This window comes from Streptomyces lunalinharesii, from assembly GCF_039532155.1.
GTDB lineage: Bacteria > Actinomycetota > Actinomycetes > Streptomycetales > Streptomycetaceae > Streptomyces > Streptomyces lunalinharesii.
This window is the reverse complement of the sequence record NZ_BAAARK010000009.1, coordinates 39,308-59,324: the sequence shown is the minus strand read 5'-3', so window position 1 is coordinate 59,324 and position 20,017 is coordinate 39,308. Positions and strand designations below refer to the sequence as shown.

Genomic DNA, 20,017 nt, shown 5'->3' with positions numbered 1-20,017 from the left:
CCGAACATGCCGAAGACTGCAGCGCATGGCCACGACAGTCCTCGACAGAACCACCCCCACCGGCGCCGCCCCCCGTCGCGCGCCGTGGCGTTCGCCGGTGGGGCAGCCTGCCTACGCACGACCCGCGCTGCTGGTCCTCGCCGTGCTCGCCGCCGTGCTCTACGCATGGGGCATCAACCACAGCCAGTACCACACCTTCTACGCGAACGCCGCGCGCAGCATGACGGAAAGCTGGAAGGCGTTCTTCTACGGCTCATTCGATCCCGGCAATTCGATCACCCTCGACAAATTGCCGGGATTTCTCTGGCCGCAGGCGATTTCTGCCAGGATATTCGGCTTCCATCCTTGGGCGTTGACCCTGCCCCAGGTGCTGGAGGGAGTGGCCAGCCTGCTGGTGCTGTACCGGGTGGTGCGCCGCTGGGCCGGCGACCACGCGGCGTTGATCGCCGGCGGCGCGTTCCTGCTGACCCCGGTGGCGGTGGGACTGTTCCGCACCTCCGTCGAGGACCCGCTGTTCACCCTGTGCGTACTGCTCGCCGCGGAGGCCACCCAGCGCGCGGCCGCGGCGGGCCGGGTGGGTCCGCTGGTGCTGGCCGGCGTCTGGGTCGGCGTCGGCTTCCAGTCGAAGATGCTGGAGGCGTGGGCGGTGCTGCCGGCGCTCGCCCTGGTGTACCTGCTCTCGGCGCCGGTGGCGCTGCGCAGGCGACTGGCCCACCTCGCGCTCTCGGCGTTGGTGATGACCGCCGTCTCGGCCTCGTGGATGGTGGCCGTCGCCCTCACCCCGGCCCAGGACCGGCCGTACGTCGACGGCACCACGAACAACTCCGCGTTCAGCATGGTCGTCGGCTACAACTTCCTGAACCGCTTCTCCTCCCTGGGCGTCAGCGCCGCCTCCACCGGCAGCATCAGTGCGACGCGGGGCGGCGGGGGCCACGGCGGCGGCGCGCACGGCGACGGACCCGACAACGGCCCGTCGCAGGCCGCCCGATCGCACCGCGACGCGGCCCCGGGCGACCCCGCCACCCACCACCCGCAGCACAACTCCAACACCGGCACCGGCACCGGCACCGGCACGCCCAACGCACCGGCGGGGCGCCACCCGGCCAGCGCCCAACTCCCCCACCACACCGCCCGCAGCGGCGCTCCCGGCGGCTTCCGCGGCGGCAGCGACCAGGACGGCTGGGGCAAGATGTTCGGCCCGTCGCTCGCCGCGCAGACCGGTTGGCTCTACCCGTTCGCCGCCGTCGCCGTGGTCTGCGGACTCCTGTGGCGCCGGGGCCGGCCGCGCACCGACGGCATCCGCGCCGGCTTCGCCCTCTGGGGCACCTGGCTGGCCACCTACTTCCTGGTGTTCAGCGCAGGCAGCGTCGGCGGCCACACCTACTACATGGGCGTGATCGCCGTACCGCTCGCCGCGCTGACCGGCGGCGGGGCCGTCGCGCTGTGGCGGGCGTACCGGGCCGGTGGACGCCGCTCGTGGGTGCTGCCCGGTGCGGTCGCCGCGACCGCGGCGTGGGGCGCGTTCCTGGCCGGCGAGTTCCCGACCTTCCTGCCGTGGCTGGCCCCGGCGGTGGGCGCACTGGGACTGGCCGCCGTCGTCCTCCTGGTCCTCGCCCGTCCCGGCGGCCCACGGACCGGCAAACGCCTCGCCCTGGCCGGGCTCGCGGCCTCGCTCGCCGCCCTGCTCCTCGCACCGGGCGCCTGGGCGGTCCAGGTCTTCAACCCCGCGTACGGCAGCTCCGGAATGGGCGCGGTCGGCCCGTCCGCCCCGCGCGGCGGGCACGGCGGCCACGGCTCGCCCAAGTGGCCGGGCAACGGGCACGGCAAGGGCGGATTCGGCGCCTCCAACGGCCAACTCAGCCCAACACAGCGTGCGTTGCTCGCCTACACCACCGCCCACCGCGGCACCTCCCGCTACGCCTTCGCCACCGACGGCTGGAGCGGCGCGTCCCCCTACATCCTCGCCACCGGCGCCCACGTCCTCGCGCTCGGCGGCTTCAGCGGCCAGGTCCCGTTCCCCACCGAGCCCCAGTTCCAACACCTGGTGGACACCGGCGCGGTCCGCTTCGTCCTCCTCGGCACGGGCCGCGGCGCGGGCACCCCGTTCGGCGGCGGCAGCGCGACGACCGCCGCCCGGATCGCCGACTGGGTGCGCACCGACTGCCCCCGCGTCCCGGCCTCGGCCTACGCCGGCACGCCCGCGCCGACGCCCGCCCGACCGGGCCCGGGAGCCGGCGCCCAGACCCTCTACCGGTGCGGCCCCGGCGCGAGCGACGGACCGGCCGGAAGCCGGGCCACGCACCCACTGCTCGGGGCGGCGGCGACCCGCAACACACCGCGGTAGCCCGCACCGTGGCCGCTGCACTGGGCTAAGCTCCGCGTCGGCCGGGTGGCGGAGGAGGCGACGTGCACGAGGGCTTCGCGGCGGGGCAGGCGGCATGGCGGGCCCGTCTGGGGACGTTGCGGCAGGTCGTCCGCCAGGAGGTGGTGGCCCGGCAGCTCGCGGACCAGTTGCCGGACCTGCCGCCCCGCCGGGTGCTCGACGTCGGTTGCGGCCAGGGCACGCAAGCCCTGCACCTGGCCCGTCGCGGGCACGCGGTCACCGGTCTGGACGCGTCGGCCCGCCTGCTCGACGACTTCCGCGCCGCACTGGCCGACGAGCCGGTGGAGGTCCGCGACCGGGTGCGGCTGGTCCGCGGTGACGCCCGGCGGCTGGTCGAGGCGTTCGGGCCGGCCAGCCACGACGTGGTGCTCTGCCAGGGCGTCCTGATGTACTTCCCGGACCCCGGACCCGTCCTGGACGCCGTCGGGCAGGTCCTGGCGCCGGGCGGCATCGCCTCCCTGCTGGTGCGCAACGGCGACGCCCTCGCCCTGCGCCCGGGACTGCTGGCCGACTGGGACGCCGTCGAGGAGGCGTTCGAGGGACGTGCCTACCGCAACCGGCTCGGCGTGGACGCGCGCGCGGACCGCCTGGACGACCTCACGGCGGCGTTGGCGCGGCGCGGGATGACCGTCCGCCAGTGGTACGGGGTCCGGGTGTTCACCGACCACGCGGCCTCGGATGCGCCGCTGCCGGACGCGGCGACCCTCGACGCGGTGCTCCGCCACGAGGAACGCGCCGGCCGCACCGACCCCTACCGGCGGGTGGCGGCGCTGCTCCACCTGATCGCACAGCGCCCGCAGGAGCAGTCACCGCACCCGGCCGCGGAAGGGGCGGACGTTCAGGGCAGGTCGGGCGTCCGGCACAACACCAAGGACACGAAGCCGAACGCGCCCCGGTAGACGTGCAGCCATTCGGCACGGCGGGTGGCGGCGGTCGCCAGCGCGTGCGCGCCGTCCGGCTCGGCGGGACGGTCCAGGGCCCAGGAGGCCAGCGATCCCCAGCAGGCCCACTCGTAGGCGTCGAGTTCGCGGCGCGTGCTCACGTGCCCGTGCACGGGCGTCCACCCCTCGGCGACGACCCGGTCCACGGTCGTCGCCAGGTCGCTGAAGTCGCCGAGCATCTCGACGGCTTCAGGGGACGGCGGGTGTTCCCAGAACCCGTCGCCGATCAGGACCCGGCCGCCGGGGGCCAGGTGCCTGCGCGCCGCCGCGAGCGTGCCGAGCAGGCCGCCGAAGGCGTGCGCGGCTCCCACGCTGACCACGAGGTCGAACGGCCGCGCCGACGCGAAGTCCGCGGCGTCCTGGTGGTGGAGGACGAGGCGCTCCGCCACGCCGCGGTCGCGCGCCGACTCGCGGGCCTGCGCCAAGGCGTCCGCGGAGGTGTCCACCCCCTCGGCGTGCAGGTCCGGGTGCGCGGCCAGGGCGCGCACCAGCCATTCCCCGCTGCCGCAGCCGAGGTCGAGGACGTGTTCGTCGCCGCGGGGCAGCCCGCGTGCCAGCAGTTGACGCACCGCGGCGTCGTCGAGCGGAGCCTTGATCGGGTGGTCGGCATGGGCGATCCGGGAGATCTGTTCACGGTTCACCGGCGCAGCCTGGCAGTGCCGCGGGCCGCGCGCATCCCCCTTTTCCGCGCGCGGCGTCCGGTGGGAGGACACCCGTAGGCCCGTCCGGGTCGGTTCCGCGGCCGGAGTGCACGCACCGCCCGCGGGATGCCGGGGCCCAACGGCGGGGCGGGGCCGCCGCTTCCGTGCGACGCGCACCACTGTCCGATAATCGCCGGTGCCTCGCTCGAACAATTGACAGGTGGATGGCGGCACCGAGACTGACGTCCTATCGCTGACGGCGATGGTCGGACATTCACGGGGGAGTGCACGGCATGAGTGAGGGACTGGGCGCAGGGTACCCGAACGACGGGACGGCACCGGCGGGCCACCTCGGATGGGGACCGGCCGGCGGGGGCGCACCGCCCCCGCCGCCGGTGCGGAGTTGGTGGCGACGGCCCTGGTTGCTGGGGGTCGCGGTGTGCGGGCTGGTGCTGGCGGTCGTCGCCGGGGCCCTGCTGTGGCGCTCGGCGCGGCCCGAGGCCGCGAAGGACACCGACGCGGAACGGGCCCCGTTCTACCTGGCGGTGTACGACCTGGCGCGGCAACCCGCGGCGCACTACACGGGTTCCGCCCCGGACGGCGCGACGTGGGACCTGACCGTCACCGCCGGGAGCGAGGCGCAGGGGACGATCACCACCGCCGGGCGCCGGACCGACGTCCTGACGGTCGACGGGAAGACCTACGCCAAGCCGCCGAAGGACCTGTTGACCGGCCTGCCCAACGGGCTCTCCGCCGGTGCGCTGGAAGGCAAGTGGGTCACCGGCGACGACCGCCTGACCAGCACGCTGCCGGCCGTACCCCGCTCCCCCGCGGCGCTCGCCGCACGGCTGTGGCGGGGGCTGGACGGGGCCGCGGGCTTCCCGATCGCCAAGAGCGGGGGCGGGAGCGGGCCCGCGACGCTGTCCGTCACCACGGCGGAGGGCGTGCTCTCCGTCTCGGCCACCGCGCCGTACCGGGTGGTGAAGTTGACGCCGAACAGGCAGACGGCCCCGTTCTCGTCCACTGCCCCGTCCTCGACGTCGTCCTCAGGGAGCCTGGCGCGCGCCAGCCTGGTTTCTGCCGGGGTGCACCCGGCCGCGGCCGACCGCACCGTTTCGAGCGGCCAATCGGGCCTGGGCAACGTCGACTTCACGCCAATGTCCCCCGACGACGTCGGCAAGGCGTACGACGACCTCATCGGCCAGACCAAGACCCTCGGCAATGCCGTGAACCTCGGGATCAGGTTCAACTTCAACCAGACCGGTAACCTGCGCTGTTCGGAGTCCTGCACGGTCAACGAGAACGTCGTCACCACGACGACGGCCGCTCCCGGCGCCGAACTGACCGGCACGGTCAACGCCTCGATGACGGCGCAGGTGAGTGTCAACGGGCAGTCCGGCGGGGGCTGCACGCAGGCCGCGACCCTGCCCATCAACGGCAGCGGCACGATGAGTTGCGTCGCCGCCGGGACCGCCCCCGTCGTCCAACGGATCAAGGCGGAGAAACAGCGGGAGGCGGACGCCCAGGCACGGGCCACCCGCCGGCCGGTCCGCATCCCCTACACGCTCAACTTCCAGGCACAGGTGCAGATCACGGCCATGGCCTTCGCCAAGGCCGAGATCGCCCAGAAGGTCAAGGCGCAACAGGCCGAGCGGGGCCAGGCGGTCGAGCGGGCGAAGGAGGACGCCGGCCCCGAACCGGACTGCTCCAAGGACAGCTTCGTGGCCGGCACCCCGGTCCTGATGGCCGACGCGAGCACGGAGCCCATCCAGCGCCTGAAGGTGGGGGACCGGATCGCCAACGCCGCCCCGCGCAGCGGCGCGGTGCAGCAGCACACCGTCTCCGCCGTCGTGGTCACCGACGACGACCGCGACTTCGTCACGCTCACCATCGCCGGCCCCCGTGGCACCGGCACGGTGCGCTCGACCGCGCACCACCTCTTCTACGACGTCACCACCGCGCGCTGGACCGAGGCATCGGCCCTCGGGCGCGGCGACCGCGTCCAGACGACGGGCACGGCCGTGGCGACGGTCCGGGAGGTCCGTGCGTACCGCGCCGCCGTGCGCACCTACAACCTCAGCGTCGACGGCGTCCACACCTACTACGTGTTGGCCGGCGACACCCCGGTCCTGGTGCACAACTGCGCGATGAAGCGCGACCCCAAGAGCCTGAAGGGGGTGAAGGTCCCCAAGCAGTACGAGGGCCTGGACACCGCCCACGTACGGGCGAACCACTTCCCCGGCGGGTCCGGCGTGACGCCCCGGAAGGACCTGTGGCCTGCGAAGATGACGGACGCACAGTTGGCGCAGATCGCCCAGCAGGCGATGCGGAACAATCCGAGGGTGATCGGCTTCGACCCGCAGACCGGAATGATCCAGGCGGTGGCCACGGTGGGAGGCAAGATGGTGCAGTTCCAGATCCCCCGGGGCGGCGGCGAGATGAGGTCCCTCTACCCGCTGCAACCCTGGAGCTAGTGACGTGGACGACCTGAAGGTCTCCGTGGCGGCGTTGGCGGTGTCCGCCGGCACGCCCCAACTGGTCTCCGGGGAGATCTGGTGCACGCTCGGGGGCGTGGACTTCCCCGGGGCCCACTGGACCGATGCCCCGGTGTCGGTCCTCGGTTCGATGGGCGAGGCCCTCCGCAGGGCGGCTTCGGGCGAGGCCGGCGAGGTCTACTTCTTCGAAGGGCCCTACTACCTGAAGCTGACGCCCCGCCGTGCGGGCGCACGGGCCGACGCCGAGGTCGAAGGGGCCCGGGACCGCGCCGTCGAGGTCGAGGTCACGGCCGTCTGTGACCGCGCGTACCAGCTCTCCGGCACGGGGGGCGGCGACGTCGAAGCGCGCTGCGTAGTGCCCCTGCACGCACTGCAACGGCACTACGCGGACGTCGTCGTCGCGCTCGGCGGGTGGGCCCGGCAGCACGGGCACGCCGAAGTGGCGGCCGTGCTGGCGCGGATGGCCGCGCTCGATCACCCGCCGTCGTACGGCGGATGACGCCCGGGTGATCGGAGCGCCCCGCCCGTCCCGGCACCGGAAGCCGACGTGCTGCTCCGCTTCGCCGGCGCCCCCTTCGCGGGACGGGTCAGGGGTGGTCAGGACGCCGCTCGGGTCCGGGCCCGCAGCCCTTCGGCGAACTTCTGCGCCGCCGCCAGATCGGTGCCGTCGGGCCGTGTCTTGTTGATGCCGCCCACCGGCTTGAACGGGAGCCAGGTGTCGAGCGCACGGCACGAGAAGGTGTCGCGCACCTCGAAGCCCTTCTGCTCCAGGAGCCGCACGAGGGGCCGGGTGAAGGGACGGAACCGCAGTTCGGGCAGTCCACTGGTGGCGAAGACGAACGCCGCCCGCCGCTGCGTGCGCGGAAGCGACGCGACGAACGCGCGCAGCCGCGGGTGGAACCGCATCGAGAAGATTCCCGAGCCGAAGCCGACGAGGTCGTAGCCGGCGAGGTCGGCGGGCTCGATCTCCTCGGGGGCGACGACGCGGGCCTGAAGTGCCTGGCCCATGACGTCCGCGACCCTCTTGGTGTTGCCGTGGGAAGCCGAGACGCAGACAATGATGGCCTTCATGGTGGTGCTCCTTCCGTTGGAACGGTGTCGGTTGGGTGCCGGTGGGGTCGGGGGGCGGTGCGCCCGCCCGTCAACCCGCCCGGTTCATCGGACGGTGGCCGGGGTCGGTTCGGGCACCGTCGGCGTGGCGCCGGACGCCCAACGGTAGGCGCGCGGGAACCGCATCGCGCCGAGCGTGAAGCGGCACACGCGTTCCTTCACCAGCGCCGCCGCCCGTCCGGACAACGTGAACCGTCGGGGCGTGTCGTCCCGGTGCGTGGCCTGGGCGAAGCCGTCGCGACGGCCCAGGCTGATGCCCTGTCCCACCATGCCGATCGACAGCGCCGCCGGTCGTTCCCCGCGGATCAGGGCCAGCACCGTGTCGGCTCCGTGGGCGCCCAGGGGCATCGCCGCCTGGCAACTCATCCGCAGGTGCCCGGCGACGTGCCGGGGCGGTGCGACCGCGTCGCCCGCGCCGACGATCCGTCCGTGGTCCAGGCACACCAAGGTCTCGTCGGTGCGCAGGCGTCCGTCGGGCGCGACCGGCAGTCCGCTGCGCCGTGCCAGGTCCGGCACGGCGAACGCGCCGGCCCACACCGTGCACGCGCTCGGCAGCCAGCCGGCGTCGGTCGCCACGCCGTCGGGGTGGACCGCGGTGGCCCGGCGGCCGGTGTGCAGCACGACCCCGGCGGCCGCGAGCTTGCCTGCGATGCGGGTGCGACTGGCGTCGGGCAACCAGGCGGCGAGCGCCGGTGCGACCAGCTCGACGTTCAAGGAGGGGTGGTGGTAGGCGATTTCGGCGGACGTCTCGATGCCGGTCAGTCCACCGCCGATCACCACGACGCGCGCCGCTTCGGGCAGCTGCCGCAGGCGTGTGCGCAGCGCCTCGGCGCCGTCCACGTCAGCGACGTGCCAGGCGTGCTCGACCCCGGGCAGGCCGCGGGCCACCGTGCTGCCCACCGCGTACAGTAGGTAGTCGAAGGCGAGCGCGCCACCGTCGTCGAGGCGTACCGACCGCTCCGCGATCGCGTCCACCGTGGCCACCCTGAGCCGCACGTCGCGGTGGAGCAGGCCGCTCAGTGGCCGCACCGCGTTCGTCGCTCCCGCCGCGTGTTCGTGCAGCCGGACGCGTTCCACGAAGTCCGGCCGGGGATTGACCACCGTCACTCCCACCTCCGAACGCCCCGTCGCCGCCAGCCGGTTCGCGGCCATCACGCCCGCGTAGCCCGCGCCGACCACCACCACCTGTGCCACCGCACCCACCTCCGGTTCCGCTCGTCGTCACACGAGGGGGACCCGGTAGCCCCGGCGATCGTGACGGCTTGGGAGTGTGACGCCGATCACGGCGACAGAGAGGGCGCGGGAACGTCGTTGCCGCCGGGGGTGTGGGCTCGCCTCCGGCAGTCGCGGCTGCCTGGCCGGCGCGGCCGACCGGACCCAGGCACCGCGTGGGTCCGGGCAGCCGCGTGCGGGGTCAGGTCCGCCGCACCGTCGCGATGGCCGCCGCGCCGATCGCGCAGGCGACGGCGGCGCCGAGGTAGGCCAGGTGGTAGCCCGACAGTCGACTGTCGCCGGTCGCCGCGACCAGGACGAGGAGCGCGACGCCGACGCTGGAGCCGATCTGCTGCGCAACGACGTTCACCGCTCCGGCGACCGCGTGCTGGTGGGTCGGCACGCCGTTGAGCCCGGCCGTCGTCATCGCGGGGAAGTTCAGGCCCTGGCCGAAGCCGCTGAGCACCAGCCCGGGCATCACGTGCAGCAGATAGTTGCCGTGCTGCGGGGTCGTCATCCACAGTGCCGTGCCCGCGCCGATGAGGAGGAGTCCGGTGACCATCAGGGTGCGGGGACTGTACTTGGTCAGCAGTCGCCCGGTGGCGAAGGTGGCCGTGAGGAAGACCGTCAGCGACATCGGCACCAGGGCCAGACCCGAGGCGACCGGGGAGTACCCCAACATGCCCTGGAGGTACAGCGGCGCGAAGAACACGATGCCGACCGCCGCCGTGTACTGCAGGACCGCCGCGGCGGTCGCGAGCCGCACGGCGGGGATCCGGAGGAGGGAGAGGGGCAACAGCGGGTCGGCCGTGCGGTGTTCGCGCACGACGAAGAGCACGAGGAAGACCACCGCGGCGGCGACCATGCCCCAGGCCGCGGTCCCGCCCCAGCTCACGCCGACGATGAGCAGCGTCAGACCGAGGGTGCCGGAGATGGCGCCGGCCAGGTCCAACGGGGCCCTGCGGCCCGTTCCGTCGGGCAGTCCGGCCCGCGTGACGGCGAGCACGATCACGCCGAGCGCCACCGAGAACCACAGCACCGAGCGCCAGCCGAGGAACTCGGTCAGCACGCCGCCCAGCAGCATTCCGCCGCTGAAGCTGGCCGCGCCGACCGCGGCGTACACGCCCAGCGCCCGGCTGCGCTCCGGGCCGGCCGGGAACACCTCGGTCAGCAGGGCCAGGGCGGCCGGGCCCGACAGGGCCGCGCCGATGCCCTGGACCGCCCGCGCACCGAGCAGCACCGCACCGTCCGGCGCCACCGCCCCGACCAGCGCGGCCAGGGTGAACACGGCGACGCCGACCTCGAAGACCCGCCGCCGGCCCCACACGTCGGCCAGTCGGCCACCGACCAGCAGGAAGCCGGCGAACGTGACGGAGTAGGCGGTCATGACCCATTGGAGGGTGGTGTCGCCCAGGCCGAAGCGTTCTCCGACGGACGGCAGGGCCGCGTTCAGGACGGCCATGCCGCTCAGGTCCAGTGCGAGCGCTCCGGCCAGCGCGCCGAGCGCCAGGCCCGGTCGGCGCCCGGTCGTCGGGGCGAGGGCGGTCATGCGGACCCGCCGAGGGACTCTGCACCGGCGACGTCGACCACGCCGGTGGGGGCCGACCCGGCGCCGGGGCAAGAGGCGGCTGTCCGGAGGGGGTTGCGCCGGCCCGTGGCGGGCAGGTGACTGTCGACATGCGCCGGGCCGACCAGGCTCACGGGCGCCAGCGGGGCCGTGCCTCTCGCGGCCGGCCGGACCCGTAACGAACTGTTGCGCATAGCGGTGTTGCTCCCTCTCCCCAGGCGGGTTGGACACGAACCTCGTAAGCCGATCACCGCACCCGTCCCAGGTCAACCAATTGTTTCCCAACTGGCTGGAAACGACACGCAGTTCATGTGTGCCTGGCAGATGCGGAAACCGGACTTCACTTCGCCGGTGCCGCGGCGAAACCTCGGGCGGTCCGTTCCCGGCCGCACCCGACGCCCCTGACCTCCCCGGATCACCGCACGGGCCGGAGGAGTGACGCCCAGTCACCCTCCCTCGCACGAGAACGCGGAACGGCGCCAGTCGCAACGGGCACCGGGCCCACCCTTGCGACGCACGGCCGCCTGCCTGTCGCACGCTCCGGACGACCGCCCCGTCCCGGTCGCCTCCGACCGCCGGCCGGGCGAGCCGAAACCGCTGGTGACGGCGGCAGCGGCACCACCACCCGCGGACAGCGGGCCGGCCGGGCCGCCCCGTAAGTGCAGGACTATCCGCCTTGGGTACGTGCACACCTCTTTGCGAGCGATGCCGCACTTGCTCCTGTGGCATCGCACGAGGAAAGAGTGAACCAGCCACTTGGGGGTCAATTCTTGCCAGTGCAGGTTCCGGCCAGCAGATCACTCTTGTCTCGCCAAAGTCAGAGTGGCAGTCTGATGTTCGCCGATCGGACGAGCACCTCGTAATCCGGTCCACCTGGGTAAAACGGACCTCGGCGCCCGTCGGCAGTAGCCATGCAGTGCAAAAGTTCCGCGTGCACGTTTCCACAGTCAATACAGTCGCCGATCAACGTGACCAGAAGACCGACGACTTACCCGGCGGATGGAATGCCGGGCGGCTTCCGCATCGGATCGTGATCCGATGCGGTCAGGATGACTTAACGGGGGCAGTCACAGTGCAACCATGGGTTTTTCGGCAGCTGCGTCTTCGGATACGAGGCGGCACAGCCGGTCGCACACCACTCTGCTCCCCTTACCCGGACGGGACGTCCGCACTCTTCCCCAACTCGCCGTATTCCAACTCGGCCGCCGAAGCCATCGCGGCACTGAGCGCAGCCGCGGCGGCCCGTTAAGCCCGGCCGAGCCACAGCAACGGCGCACATTCTTCAACAGCGAAAGCGGCGGTCGCCGGACCCACCGGCCCAGGACCGACCAGGTAGGTCCTTGACGGTGCGAGACGGTCGGTGACCAGCTACGGAGCCGCAGACCCGCGCTCGTCGGGACGGTCCGGGAACTCCCGATCACCAGCCCGCGACGGCCGATCCCCACTAGATTTCCGCGCGTCGGGATCCGCTTCGAGCCGTCCAGTGAAGAAACCTTTACCCAACGCATGGACACTTTTTCCCCGTGCCCGCGCGCAACGCGAAGCGGCGACGCAATCACCCCTGTCAAAAAACATTCCATGACCGGCTCTCCGGGCACCGGCTGACCTTTCCGAGACCCACCGAACCGGAACGCGTGGACCAGCACGGCCGAAAGCACACCGCACCGCCCCGGCTCCCGCACGCTGCCCTACCGCGGTTGACGGAGTTTTCGAGCCTGCCGTCCGCCGGCGGAACTCGCCATCAGCCCCTGCCATCCGCCCTGCCGAGGAGGCGAAATGCCCCATGAGCGCGGAGCGCGCACTGTGCGCGCCGTAACAGATTTTCTGCTTTCTCGTGTCGTTGAACTGCTGGACGTGTCCAAGGACGCGGTGGATCGTTGGGCTCCGCTGCACAAGTACGGCCTGGAATCGGTGAAAGCGGCGACGCTCGCCGCCTCGATGTCCGAATTCCTTGGCTGGAAAGTTCCGGTCACGTGGATGTGGCAGTACCCGACGATCGACGAACTGTCCCGTGCCCTCGTCGAGGGTCCGCGCGCCGCGGAGACCCCCTCCCCCGGCAACGATCGACGTGGGCCGTCGCACGAACCGATCGCCATCGTGGGGATCGGCTGCCGGTTCCCGGGCGGGCCGGACCCGTCCGCGTTCTGGCAGTTGCTGGCCGAGGGGCGCGACGCCGTCGGCCCGGTGCCGGCCGCGCGGCGCGAGCTGCTGCGCGACACGGTGCGGTGGGGCGGGTTCATCGACGACGTCGACCGGTTCGACCCGCTGTTCTTCGGCATCTCGCCCCGCGAAGCCGTCCAGATGGACCCGCAGCAGCGCCTGGTGTTGGAGTTGGCCTGGGAGGCGCTGGAGGACGCGGGCGTCCCGCCCCTCAGCCTCGTCGGCAGCGACACCGGCGTGTTCATGGCCTCCTGCTGGGGCGACTACGCCGCGTTGGCGCACTACCGCGGTCCCGACAGCCAGATCACCCCGCACACCGCGACCGGCATGCACGACGGCATCATCGCCAACCGCGTCTCCTACATCCTCGGCCTGCAAGGCCCGAGCATGGCCATCGACGCCGCCTGTGCCGGATCGCTGGTCTCGGTGCACGTGGGGTGCCAGTCGCTCTGGATGGGCGAGAGCGAACTGGTGCTGGCCGGCGGCGTGAACCTGAGCTTCGTCTCCGACTACTACACGGCCATGGACCAGATGGGCGCGCTCGCCCCGGACGGCCGCTGCAAGTCGTTCGACGCCCGGGCCAACGGCTATGTCCGCGGGGAGGGCGCCGGCGTCGTCGTGCTCGCCCCGCTGAGCGTGGCGCTCGCCCGCGAACTGCCGGTGTACTGCGTGATCAAGGGCAGTTCGTCCAACAACGACGGCCTGAGCAACGGCATGACCGCGCCCAACCCCCAGGCACAGGAGCTGATGCTCCGCACCGCGTACCGACGGGCCGGCATCACGCCGTCCCAGGTGGACTACATCGAGTGCCACGGCTCCGCGACGCCCCTCGGCGACCCGATCGAGGCCAATGCCATCGGCGCGGTCCTGGGCGGCGACCGCCAGGCACCGCTGCGACTGGGTTCCGTCAAGTCCAACGTCGGGCACCTGGAAGCGGCGGCCGGCATCGTCGGCCTGGTCAAACTCGCGCTGTCGATCCGCAACGGCGTGCTGCCGCCGAGCCTGCACTACACCAACCCCAACCCGCAGATCCTGTTCGACGAGTACCAGCTCGCGGTGCAGGACCGGCTGACAACGTGGCCGCGTCGGTCCGACGCGCGCCGCGGGGGCGTCAGCTCGTTCGGCTTCGGCGGCGCGATCTGTCACGTCGCCGTCGAGGAACTGCCGCGCCCCGAGGGCTCGCTCCTCCTGCTGGCCGAGGACTCCCCCGAGGCCCTGGCCGAGCGGGCCCGGAGCCTGCGCGACGAGGGCGACCTGCGGGCACTCTGCCGGCGGCCACCCGGCGACGGCAGGTTCCGGCTCGCGGCCGCCGCCCGCGACATGAGCGAGCTGCGGACGCAGCTGGACGCCTTCGCCGCCGGCGCCACGGCGGCCGGGCTGAGCGTCGGGGAGCAGAGCGCCCGCCCGCCGCGGGTCGCGTTCCTGTTCTCCGGCAACGGTTCGCAGTGGGTGGGGATGGGCCGGCAACTGCTCGCCGGGATGCCCGTGTTCCGGCGGTCCATGATGCGCTGCGACAAGCGGATGCGGGAGCTGTTGGGCTTCTCGCTCGTCGACCAGCTGCTGGCTCCGGATGGCCGCCTGGACGACATGGACGTCTTCCAACCGCTGCTGTTCTCGCTCCAGGTCGCGCTGGCCGATGCCTGGAAGTCGCTGGGGGTGGAGCCGGCCGTCGTGGTGGGGCAGAGCGTCGGGGAGTTCGCCGCCGCCCACGTCGCCGGAGCACTCGACTTCGAGGACGCCTCCCGCCTGGCCGCCAGTCACGGTCGGCTGCTCCAGCAGTTGGCCGTCGGACGCGGCGAGGGCATCGTCGTCACGACCGGTGCGGACGTCGTCAAGCAGTACCTGACCGGCCAACTCACCGTGTCCGGCCACAACGGTCCGAACTCCACGCTGGTCACCGGCACGCCCCAGGAGATCGACGGACTCATCCAGCGGCTGACCGAAGAGGGCGTCACGACCCACCGCGTGCGGATGGGCCACGCACCGCACTCGCCGCTGGTCGACCACCTCCTCGCCCCGCTGAAGACGGAACTGGCCGACCTCCGGCCCCGGACCACCCGCCTCCCGATGATCTCGACGGTCACCGGCGAACTCGTCGACGGGGCGGAACTCGGCCCGGACTACTGGGCGAACAACCTGCGCTGGGAAATCCAGGTGGTCCAGGCCCTGACGACGCTGCGCGACCACGACGTCGACGCAGTGGTCGAGATCAGTCCGCATCCCGTCCTGCTCAAGTCCGTGGCGGAGCTGCTCCCGGCCACCACCCTGCCCTCGCTGCGGCGCGGCAACGACGAGGCCGCGACCCTGCTCGGCTCGCTCGGCGCCCTGTACGCCGCCGGCCACCGGGTCGCGCCGAGCCCGTTCCTCGCCGGGGACCGGGGACGCCACGTCACGCCGGGCCCGAGCGGCCTCGCGGCCGACGAGCAGGTGCACCTCGTGCCCGTAGCGGCGCACTCGGCGGGTGCGCTGGCGGACACCTGCCGCGAACTGTCCAACCACGTGGAACGCGACGCCGGCCTGCGGGTCTCCGACCTCGCCTACACCCTGGCGACCCGGCGCAGCCACCAGAACCACCGGATCGCGCTGTTCGCCCGCAACCGCCAGGACGTCCTGGACGGGCTCGCCCGGGTCGCCGCCGGCCAGCCCCACCCCGACGTCGTCACGGGCACGGTCCTCGGCAACGGCGACCGGCGGGTGGCGCTGGTCTTCTCCGGCGGCGGCACCCAATGGGTCGGCATGGGCCGGGAACTGATGCGCACGCACGCCGGCTTCCGCCGGTGGATGCAACGTTGTGACGCCGCGGTGCGCGCGGCCGGCGGCTGCTCGGTCCTCGACCAGCTCGACGCCCCGGCCGACCGGGCGAGGTTCGAGGAGATGGACTTCCAGCAGCCCGTCCTGTTCGCCCTCCAGGTCGCGTTGGCGCAGGTCTGGCTGGAACTCGGCATCCGACCGACCGCCGTCGTCGGACACAGCCTGGGTGAGGTCGCGGCCGCGTGCGTCGCCGGCCTCCTGTCGCTGGACGACGCCGCCCGCGTCGTGGTCGCCCGCTCGCACCTGCTCGAACGCAAGGCGGCGCCCGGGGCCATGATCTCGGTGGACCTGCCGGAGCAGGAACTGTTGCCCAGGCTCGCCCCGTACGCCGAGCACGCGGCCGTCGCCGTGGTCAACAGCCCCACCAGTGCCGCGGTCTCCGGTTCGCCCGAGGCCGTCCGCGCCCTGGAGGCCGACCTCCGGCAAGACGGCGTCTCGACCAGGAACATCCGGGTCGAACGGCCGGTGCACAGCCCCGGCATGGATCCGCTGATCGCGCCGCTGCGCGAACTCCTCGCCGACATAACGCCGTTGACCGGCACCCTCGACTTCCACTCCACGGCGCTGGCCGACACCGTGAACCCGGTCGCCGACGTCGACTACTGGGTGCACAACCTGCGCAACCAGGTCCGGTTCGCCGAGACGATCGGCGCGCTGGTCGACGACGGCGTGGGCACCTTCATCGAGATCGGCCCGCACGAGACGTTGCGCGGCGCGGTCGAGGAGATCGCGGTGACCCGCGGGGCCCGGGTGCACGCGATCAACTCCCTGCGGCGCGACGAGAGCGACGTCCGCTGTCTGCTGGGAGCCGCCGCGTCGCTGTACGTCAGGGGCGTCCCGTTGACCTTCGACGCGTTGTTCGCCGACGACGTCGAGGTCGTCGGGACCCCGCTCGTGCAGTGGCAGAAGGACCGCTACTGGCTGGACGCCGCGCCGACACCGGTCGCCGCGGGCGCGGCCCAGCCCGTGCCGCAGCCCGTACTCCAACCCGCGGCCCAGCCCGTCGCCGTGGCCGAGCCGGTGGTGCCGGCCGCGGCGAACAGGCCGGTGGGCGAGGTCGTCCTCGGTGAGATCGCCGACGTGCTGGGCGTGCCGGCGGAGAAGTTCCACGAGGGCGCGAGCCTGCGGGACTTCGGCCTCGACTCGATGCTGGCGATCCGCCTGGTCAACCGGTTGCAGTCGCTGTTCGGGCAGCGGGTGTCGCCGGTGGTGTTCCTCGACGGCCGCAGCGTCCCCGAACTCCTCGACCACCTCGGGCAGGTCATCGGAGCGCCGTCCGCACCGCCCGCACAGGCCGCCCCGGCACGGACGCCCAACGCCCCGTCGGCGGCGGTGCCCGCGCGGCCCCCCGCGCCCGCGGCCCGGCCGGTCCGGCCCGTCCTCGACGAGCTGTCCGAGGTGGACGCCGAGGAACTCCTCGACGAACTGGCCGCGCGCGGGTTGCTGGACCCCACCGACGCGCCCGCCCTCGACCAGCTGCGCGCCGACGGGCTCGGCCTCGAACTGGCGCCGGCGTCGCACGGCCAGGGCTCGTTGTGGTTCATGCAGCAGATCGCACCGGACGCCGTGCCCTACAACTTCATGGTGGCCGCCCGGGTCCGCACCGCGGTCGACGAACGGCGGCTGGAACGCGCCCTGCGGGCCGTGATGGAGCGGCACCCCGCGCTGCGCACGGTCTTCGTCGAGGCGGGCGGCAGCCCGTACCAGGTCATCCTCGACGAGCCGGTGTACGAGTTCCTCCTCGTGGACAGCACGCACCTGGACGACGAAGAGGCCCGCGAGGAACTCGCCGCCCAGGGACACGTACCGCTGGACGTGGACAACGGGCCGCTGGTGCGCGTGGTGCTGATGACGCGCGGGCCGGCGGACCACTACCTGCTGGTGCTCGTGCACCACATCGCCTCGGACGCTGCGTCGGCCGACGTGATGATCCGCGAACTCCAGGAGTTCTACGAGGGTGCGGACCCCGCCGCCGGCGAACCGGTCGCCCCCTACACGGAGTTCGTCGCGTGGGAGCGGCAGTGGCTGGCCGGTCCGGCCGCCGCCGCGGCACTGGACTGGTGGTCGGAGCAGCTGGCCGACCCGCCCGCCCACCTCGACCTGACCACGAAGGAGCGCCCGCCCGGCGTCACCTACGAGGGCCGCGACCTCGCGTTCCGCTGGAGCGCCGAGGAGAGCCGCCGGCTCCGCGAGTTCGCGGTGCGCGAGGGCGTGTCGCTCAGCACCGTCGCGCTGGCCGGCTTCTTCGCCACGCTCCACCGCGCGGCCGGTGTCGAGGACTCCGTGCTGGCCACCGCCATCGCCCAACGCGCCGAGCCGGGCTGGGAGTCCGCCATCGGCTACTACCTCAACACGGTGCTGGTGCGGGCGAAGCCGACCGGAGGGAGCAGTTTCCGGGCGCTGCTGCGGGAGGTGCACGCGTTCTCGCTCGGGCTGCTGGAGCACATGAACTACCCCCTCGACCTGTTGGCTTCCACCCTGAAGCCGCCGCGCGCCGAGGGCCGCTCCCCGTGGTTCGACGTGGTGCTGAACTGGCTGTCCTCGGACGCCTTCCCGCGCTCCGTCCGGCTCTTCCACGGCATCGGCGACACCCTCGCCCCCGACGGCGCGCTGCCGCTCGAACCGCTGCCCGTCCGCCGGCACCTCGCCAAGTTCGACCTGGAGATCTCCATGGCCGAGGTCTCCGGCGAAGTGGTCGGCCACGTCCAGTACAAACCGAGCTACCTGGAGGAGCAGACCGTGACGGAGCTGCTCGCGCTCTACCGCACGGTGCTCTTCGACTCGATCGCCCACCCCGACCTGGCACTCGACGACATCGCGCCGGGCGGCCGTTCCGAGGAGACGGACCAGTGACCCAAACCCTGTACACCGAGTTCGTCGCACAAGCCGACAAGAACCCCGACGCCACGGCGGTCTACTCCGACGCCGGCGTCCTGACCTACCGCGACCTGGCCGAGCGGGCCCGCACCCTGGCCGAACGGCTCGTCGCCGAGGGCGCCGGCCCCGGCGTCCCGGTCGGCATCTGCGTCGAGCGCACGCCCGACCTGCTGGTCGGCATCCTGGCCGTCCTGCGCGCCGGTGCCTGCTACGTGCCGCTGGACCCGAGGTACCCGACCGAGCGGTTGACCTTCATGGTCCGGGACAGCGGCACCCGCCTGCTGCTGACCACTCCGGCGTCCCGCGCCAACTGCCCGACCGGCCCGACCGTGGTCGTGCTGGCCGGCACGGTGACGACCGAGCCCGGCGAGGAGCCGGTGCCGGTCGTGCCCGCCGACACCGCGTACGTGATCTACACCTCGGGCTCCACCGGCCGGCCCAAGGGCGTGGCCGTCCCGCACGGCGGCTGCGTCGCCATGCTGTCCGAAATGGACCGGACGCTCGCCGAGTGCGACCTGAGCGGCGTCTCCGCGGCCAGCTCGATCTGCTTCGACATGTCCGTGATGGAGATCTTCCCCGCGCTGTGCCGGGGCGGCGCGGTGGTGCTCGTGGAGAGCGCCGTCCACCTGCCCGAGAGCCCGCACGTCGACAAGATCACCCACCTGCACGCCATCCCGTCGGTGATGAACTCCCTGCTCGACGCGGGCGGCCTGCCGCCGAACCTGCGCACCGTCGTGTTCGGCGGCGAGCCCCTGCGGCGCAAGCTGGTGGACCGGGTGTACCAGGAGACCGGCGCCGACCGGGTCTTCAACGCCTACGGCCCCACCGAAGGGACCGTCTTCTGCACGTTCGGTCCGGTGCCGAAGGACGGGACCGGCGAGCCCACGATCGGCTCGCCGTCGACCAGTGCCCGGGTCTACGTGCTCGACGAGGACCTCGCGCCGCTGCCGGCCGGCGTGCCCGGCGAGCTGTACCTCGGCGGCGCGGGCCTCGCGCACGGCTACGTCAACCGGCCGCGGACCACCGCCGAACGGTTCGTGCCGGACCCGTTCCTGGACGGCGAGCGCATGTACCGCACCGGCGACGTCGTCACGTTCACCGACGACGGCGAGCTGGCGTTCGTCGGCCGCACCGACAACCAGGTCAAGGTGCGCGGCCACCGCATCGAGCTGGAGGAGGTCGAGGCCCGGCTGACAGCCCGCCCCGAGGTCCGGGAAGCCGCCGCCGTCGTACGGGGCCGCCGGCTCGTCGGCTACGTCGTGCCGGAGACCGACCCCCGCGAGGGCGTCTGGCTGGACGCCGCGCTCCAGAGCACCGTCACCGGCAAGCTCGCCGTCGAGCTGCCCGAGTACATGGTGCCCGACACGCTCGTGTTCCTGGCCGCGCTGCCGCTGACGCCGGGCGGGAAGCTGGACCGCGCCGCGCTGCCGGAGCCGCCGGCCGTCGACGCCGGGGCGCCCGTGACGGCCGCCGGCACGCCGACCGAGGTGGCGCTGTCGGAGATCTGGGGCCAACTGCTCGACCTCGAACCGGCGAACATCGACGTCCGGGCCGCCTTCTACGACCTCGGCGGCGACTCGCTGCTGCTGGTCCGGTTGGCCCGGCTGATGACCCGGCGCTTCGACCGTCGGGTGCGCGTGCCCGACCTCTTCCGCTTCCGTGACATCCACTCCCTCGGCCGCTGGCTGGACGACGAGAGCGGCGCCACCCCCGAGGCGGTCCAGTCGGCCCGCCGCCGGGCGTCCGTCCGCCGCGCCGCGCTGCGCGGCCGCGCCGCCTCCACCGGCAACTGAGCCCCACACCCACCGACTTGAGCAGGA

10 protein-coding genes are annotated in these 20,017 nt (G+C 72.9%); 6 read left to right on the top strand and 4 right to left on the bottom strand.

The features are described 5' to 3' along the window. The first annotated feature begins 25 nt into the window (after positions 1-25). Both ABD385_RS16345 and ABD385_RS16340 read left to right on the top strand, forming a co-directional pair. Entirely contained in the window at positions 26-2,344 is a 2,319-nt protein-coding gene (locus tag ABD385_RS16345) for an ArnT family glycosyltransferase (protein ID WP_344576260.1), read from the top strand. A gap of 62 nt (positions 2,345-2,406) precedes the next feature. Further along, positions 2,407-3,282, top strand: a complete 876-nt coding sequence (locus ABD385_RS16340; protein ID WP_344576257.1) for a class I SAM-dependent methyltransferase — start codon at positions 2,407-2,409, stop codon at positions 3,280-3,282. On the opposite strand, the gene ABD385_RS16335 is transcribed toward ABD385_RS16340, so the two are convergent. Next, a complete protein-coding gene (locus tag ABD385_RS16335; RefSeq protein WP_344576255.1) occupies positions 3,222-3,965 on the bottom strand; it encodes an SAM-dependent methyltransferase in 744 nt (247 codons plus the stop codon). The two genes, ABD385_RS16340 and ABD385_RS16335, sit on opposite strands and share 61 nt — an antisense overlap. Before the next feature lie 293 nt (positions 3,966-4,258). Here ABD385_RS16335 and ABD385_RS16330 point away from each other — a divergent pair, with 293 nt between their 5' ends. Together ABD385_RS16330 and ABD385_RS16325 are read left to right on the top strand one after the other, a co-directional pair. Next, positions 4,259-6,439, top strand: a complete 2,181-nt coding sequence (locus tag ABD385_RS16330; protein ID WP_344576252.1) for a polymorphic toxin-type HINT domain-containing protein — start codon at positions 4,259-4,261, stop codon at positions 6,437-6,439. 4 nt (positions 6,440-6,443) lie between these two features. Next, positions 6,444-6,959: a hypothetical protein gene (locus tag ABD385_RS16325; protein WP_344576249.1), complete on the top strand. Its 516-nt coding sequence runs from the start codon at positions 6,444-6,446 to the stop codon at positions 6,957-6,959. Between the two features lie 98 nt (positions 6,960-7,057). Here ABD385_RS16325 and ABD385_RS16320 read toward each other — a convergent pair whose 3' ends face one another. From ABD385_RS16320 to ABD385_RS16310, 3 genes are all read right to left on the bottom strand, one after another. Then, a complete protein-coding gene (locus tag ABD385_RS16320; RefSeq protein WP_344576247.1) occupies positions 7,058-7,531 on the bottom strand; it encodes a flavodoxin family protein in 474 nt (157 codons plus the stop codon). Positions 7,532-7,615: 84 nt separating this feature from the next. After that, the gene (locus tag ABD385_RS16315; RefSeq protein ID WP_344576245.1) at positions 7,616-8,764 is read right to left on the bottom strand and encodes an NAD(P)/FAD-dependent oxidoreductase; all 1,149 of its coding nucleotides are present in this window, start codon (positions 8,762-8,764) and stop codon (positions 7,616-7,618) included. A gap of 220 nt (positions 8,765-8,984) precedes the next feature. Continuing rightward, positions 8,985-10,331 (bottom strand): MFS transporter, encoded by a 1,347-nt coding sequence (locus ABD385_RS16310; RefSeq protein ID WP_344576244.1) that lies wholly within the window; start codon positions 10,329-10,331, stop codon positions 8,985-8,987. Positions 10,332-12,203: 1,872 nt separating this feature from the next. Between ABD385_RS16310 and ABD385_RS16305 the strand changes: the two genes are divergently transcribed. Beyond that, complete coding sequence (locus ABD385_RS16305; RefSeq protein WP_425585415.1) at positions 12,204-18,173, top strand: acyltransferase domain-containing protein; 5,970 nt, start codon at positions 12,204-12,206, stop codon at positions 18,171-18,173. Next, entirely contained in the window at positions 18,170-19,990 is a 1,821-nt protein-coding gene (locus ABD385_RS16300) for a non-ribosomal peptide synthetase (protein ID WP_344576241.1), read from the top strand. Before ABD385_RS16305 ends, ABD385_RS16300 begins: the two co-directional genes overlap by 4 nt. Positions 19,991-20,017 lie beyond the last annotated feature (27 nt).

Excerpts from the sequence above, each read along its gene's own strand:
- ABD385_RS16345 (WP_344576260.1), top strand. The coding sequence starts at position 26 with ATGGCCACGACAGTCCTCGACAGAACCACCCCCACCGGCGCCGCCCCC.
- ABD385_RS16320 (WP_344576247.1), bottom strand. The coding sequence starts at position 7,531 with ATGAAGGCCATCATTGTCTGCGTCTCGGCTTCCCACGGCAACACCAAG.
- ABD385_RS16330 (WP_344576252.1), top strand. The coding sequence starts at position 4,259 with ATGAGTGAGGGACTGGGCGCAGGGTACCCGAACGACGGGACGGCACCG.
- ABD385_RS16310 (WP_344576244.1), bottom strand. The coding sequence starts at position 10,331 with ATGACCGCCCTCGCCCCGACGACCGGGCGCCGACCGGGCCTGGCGCTC.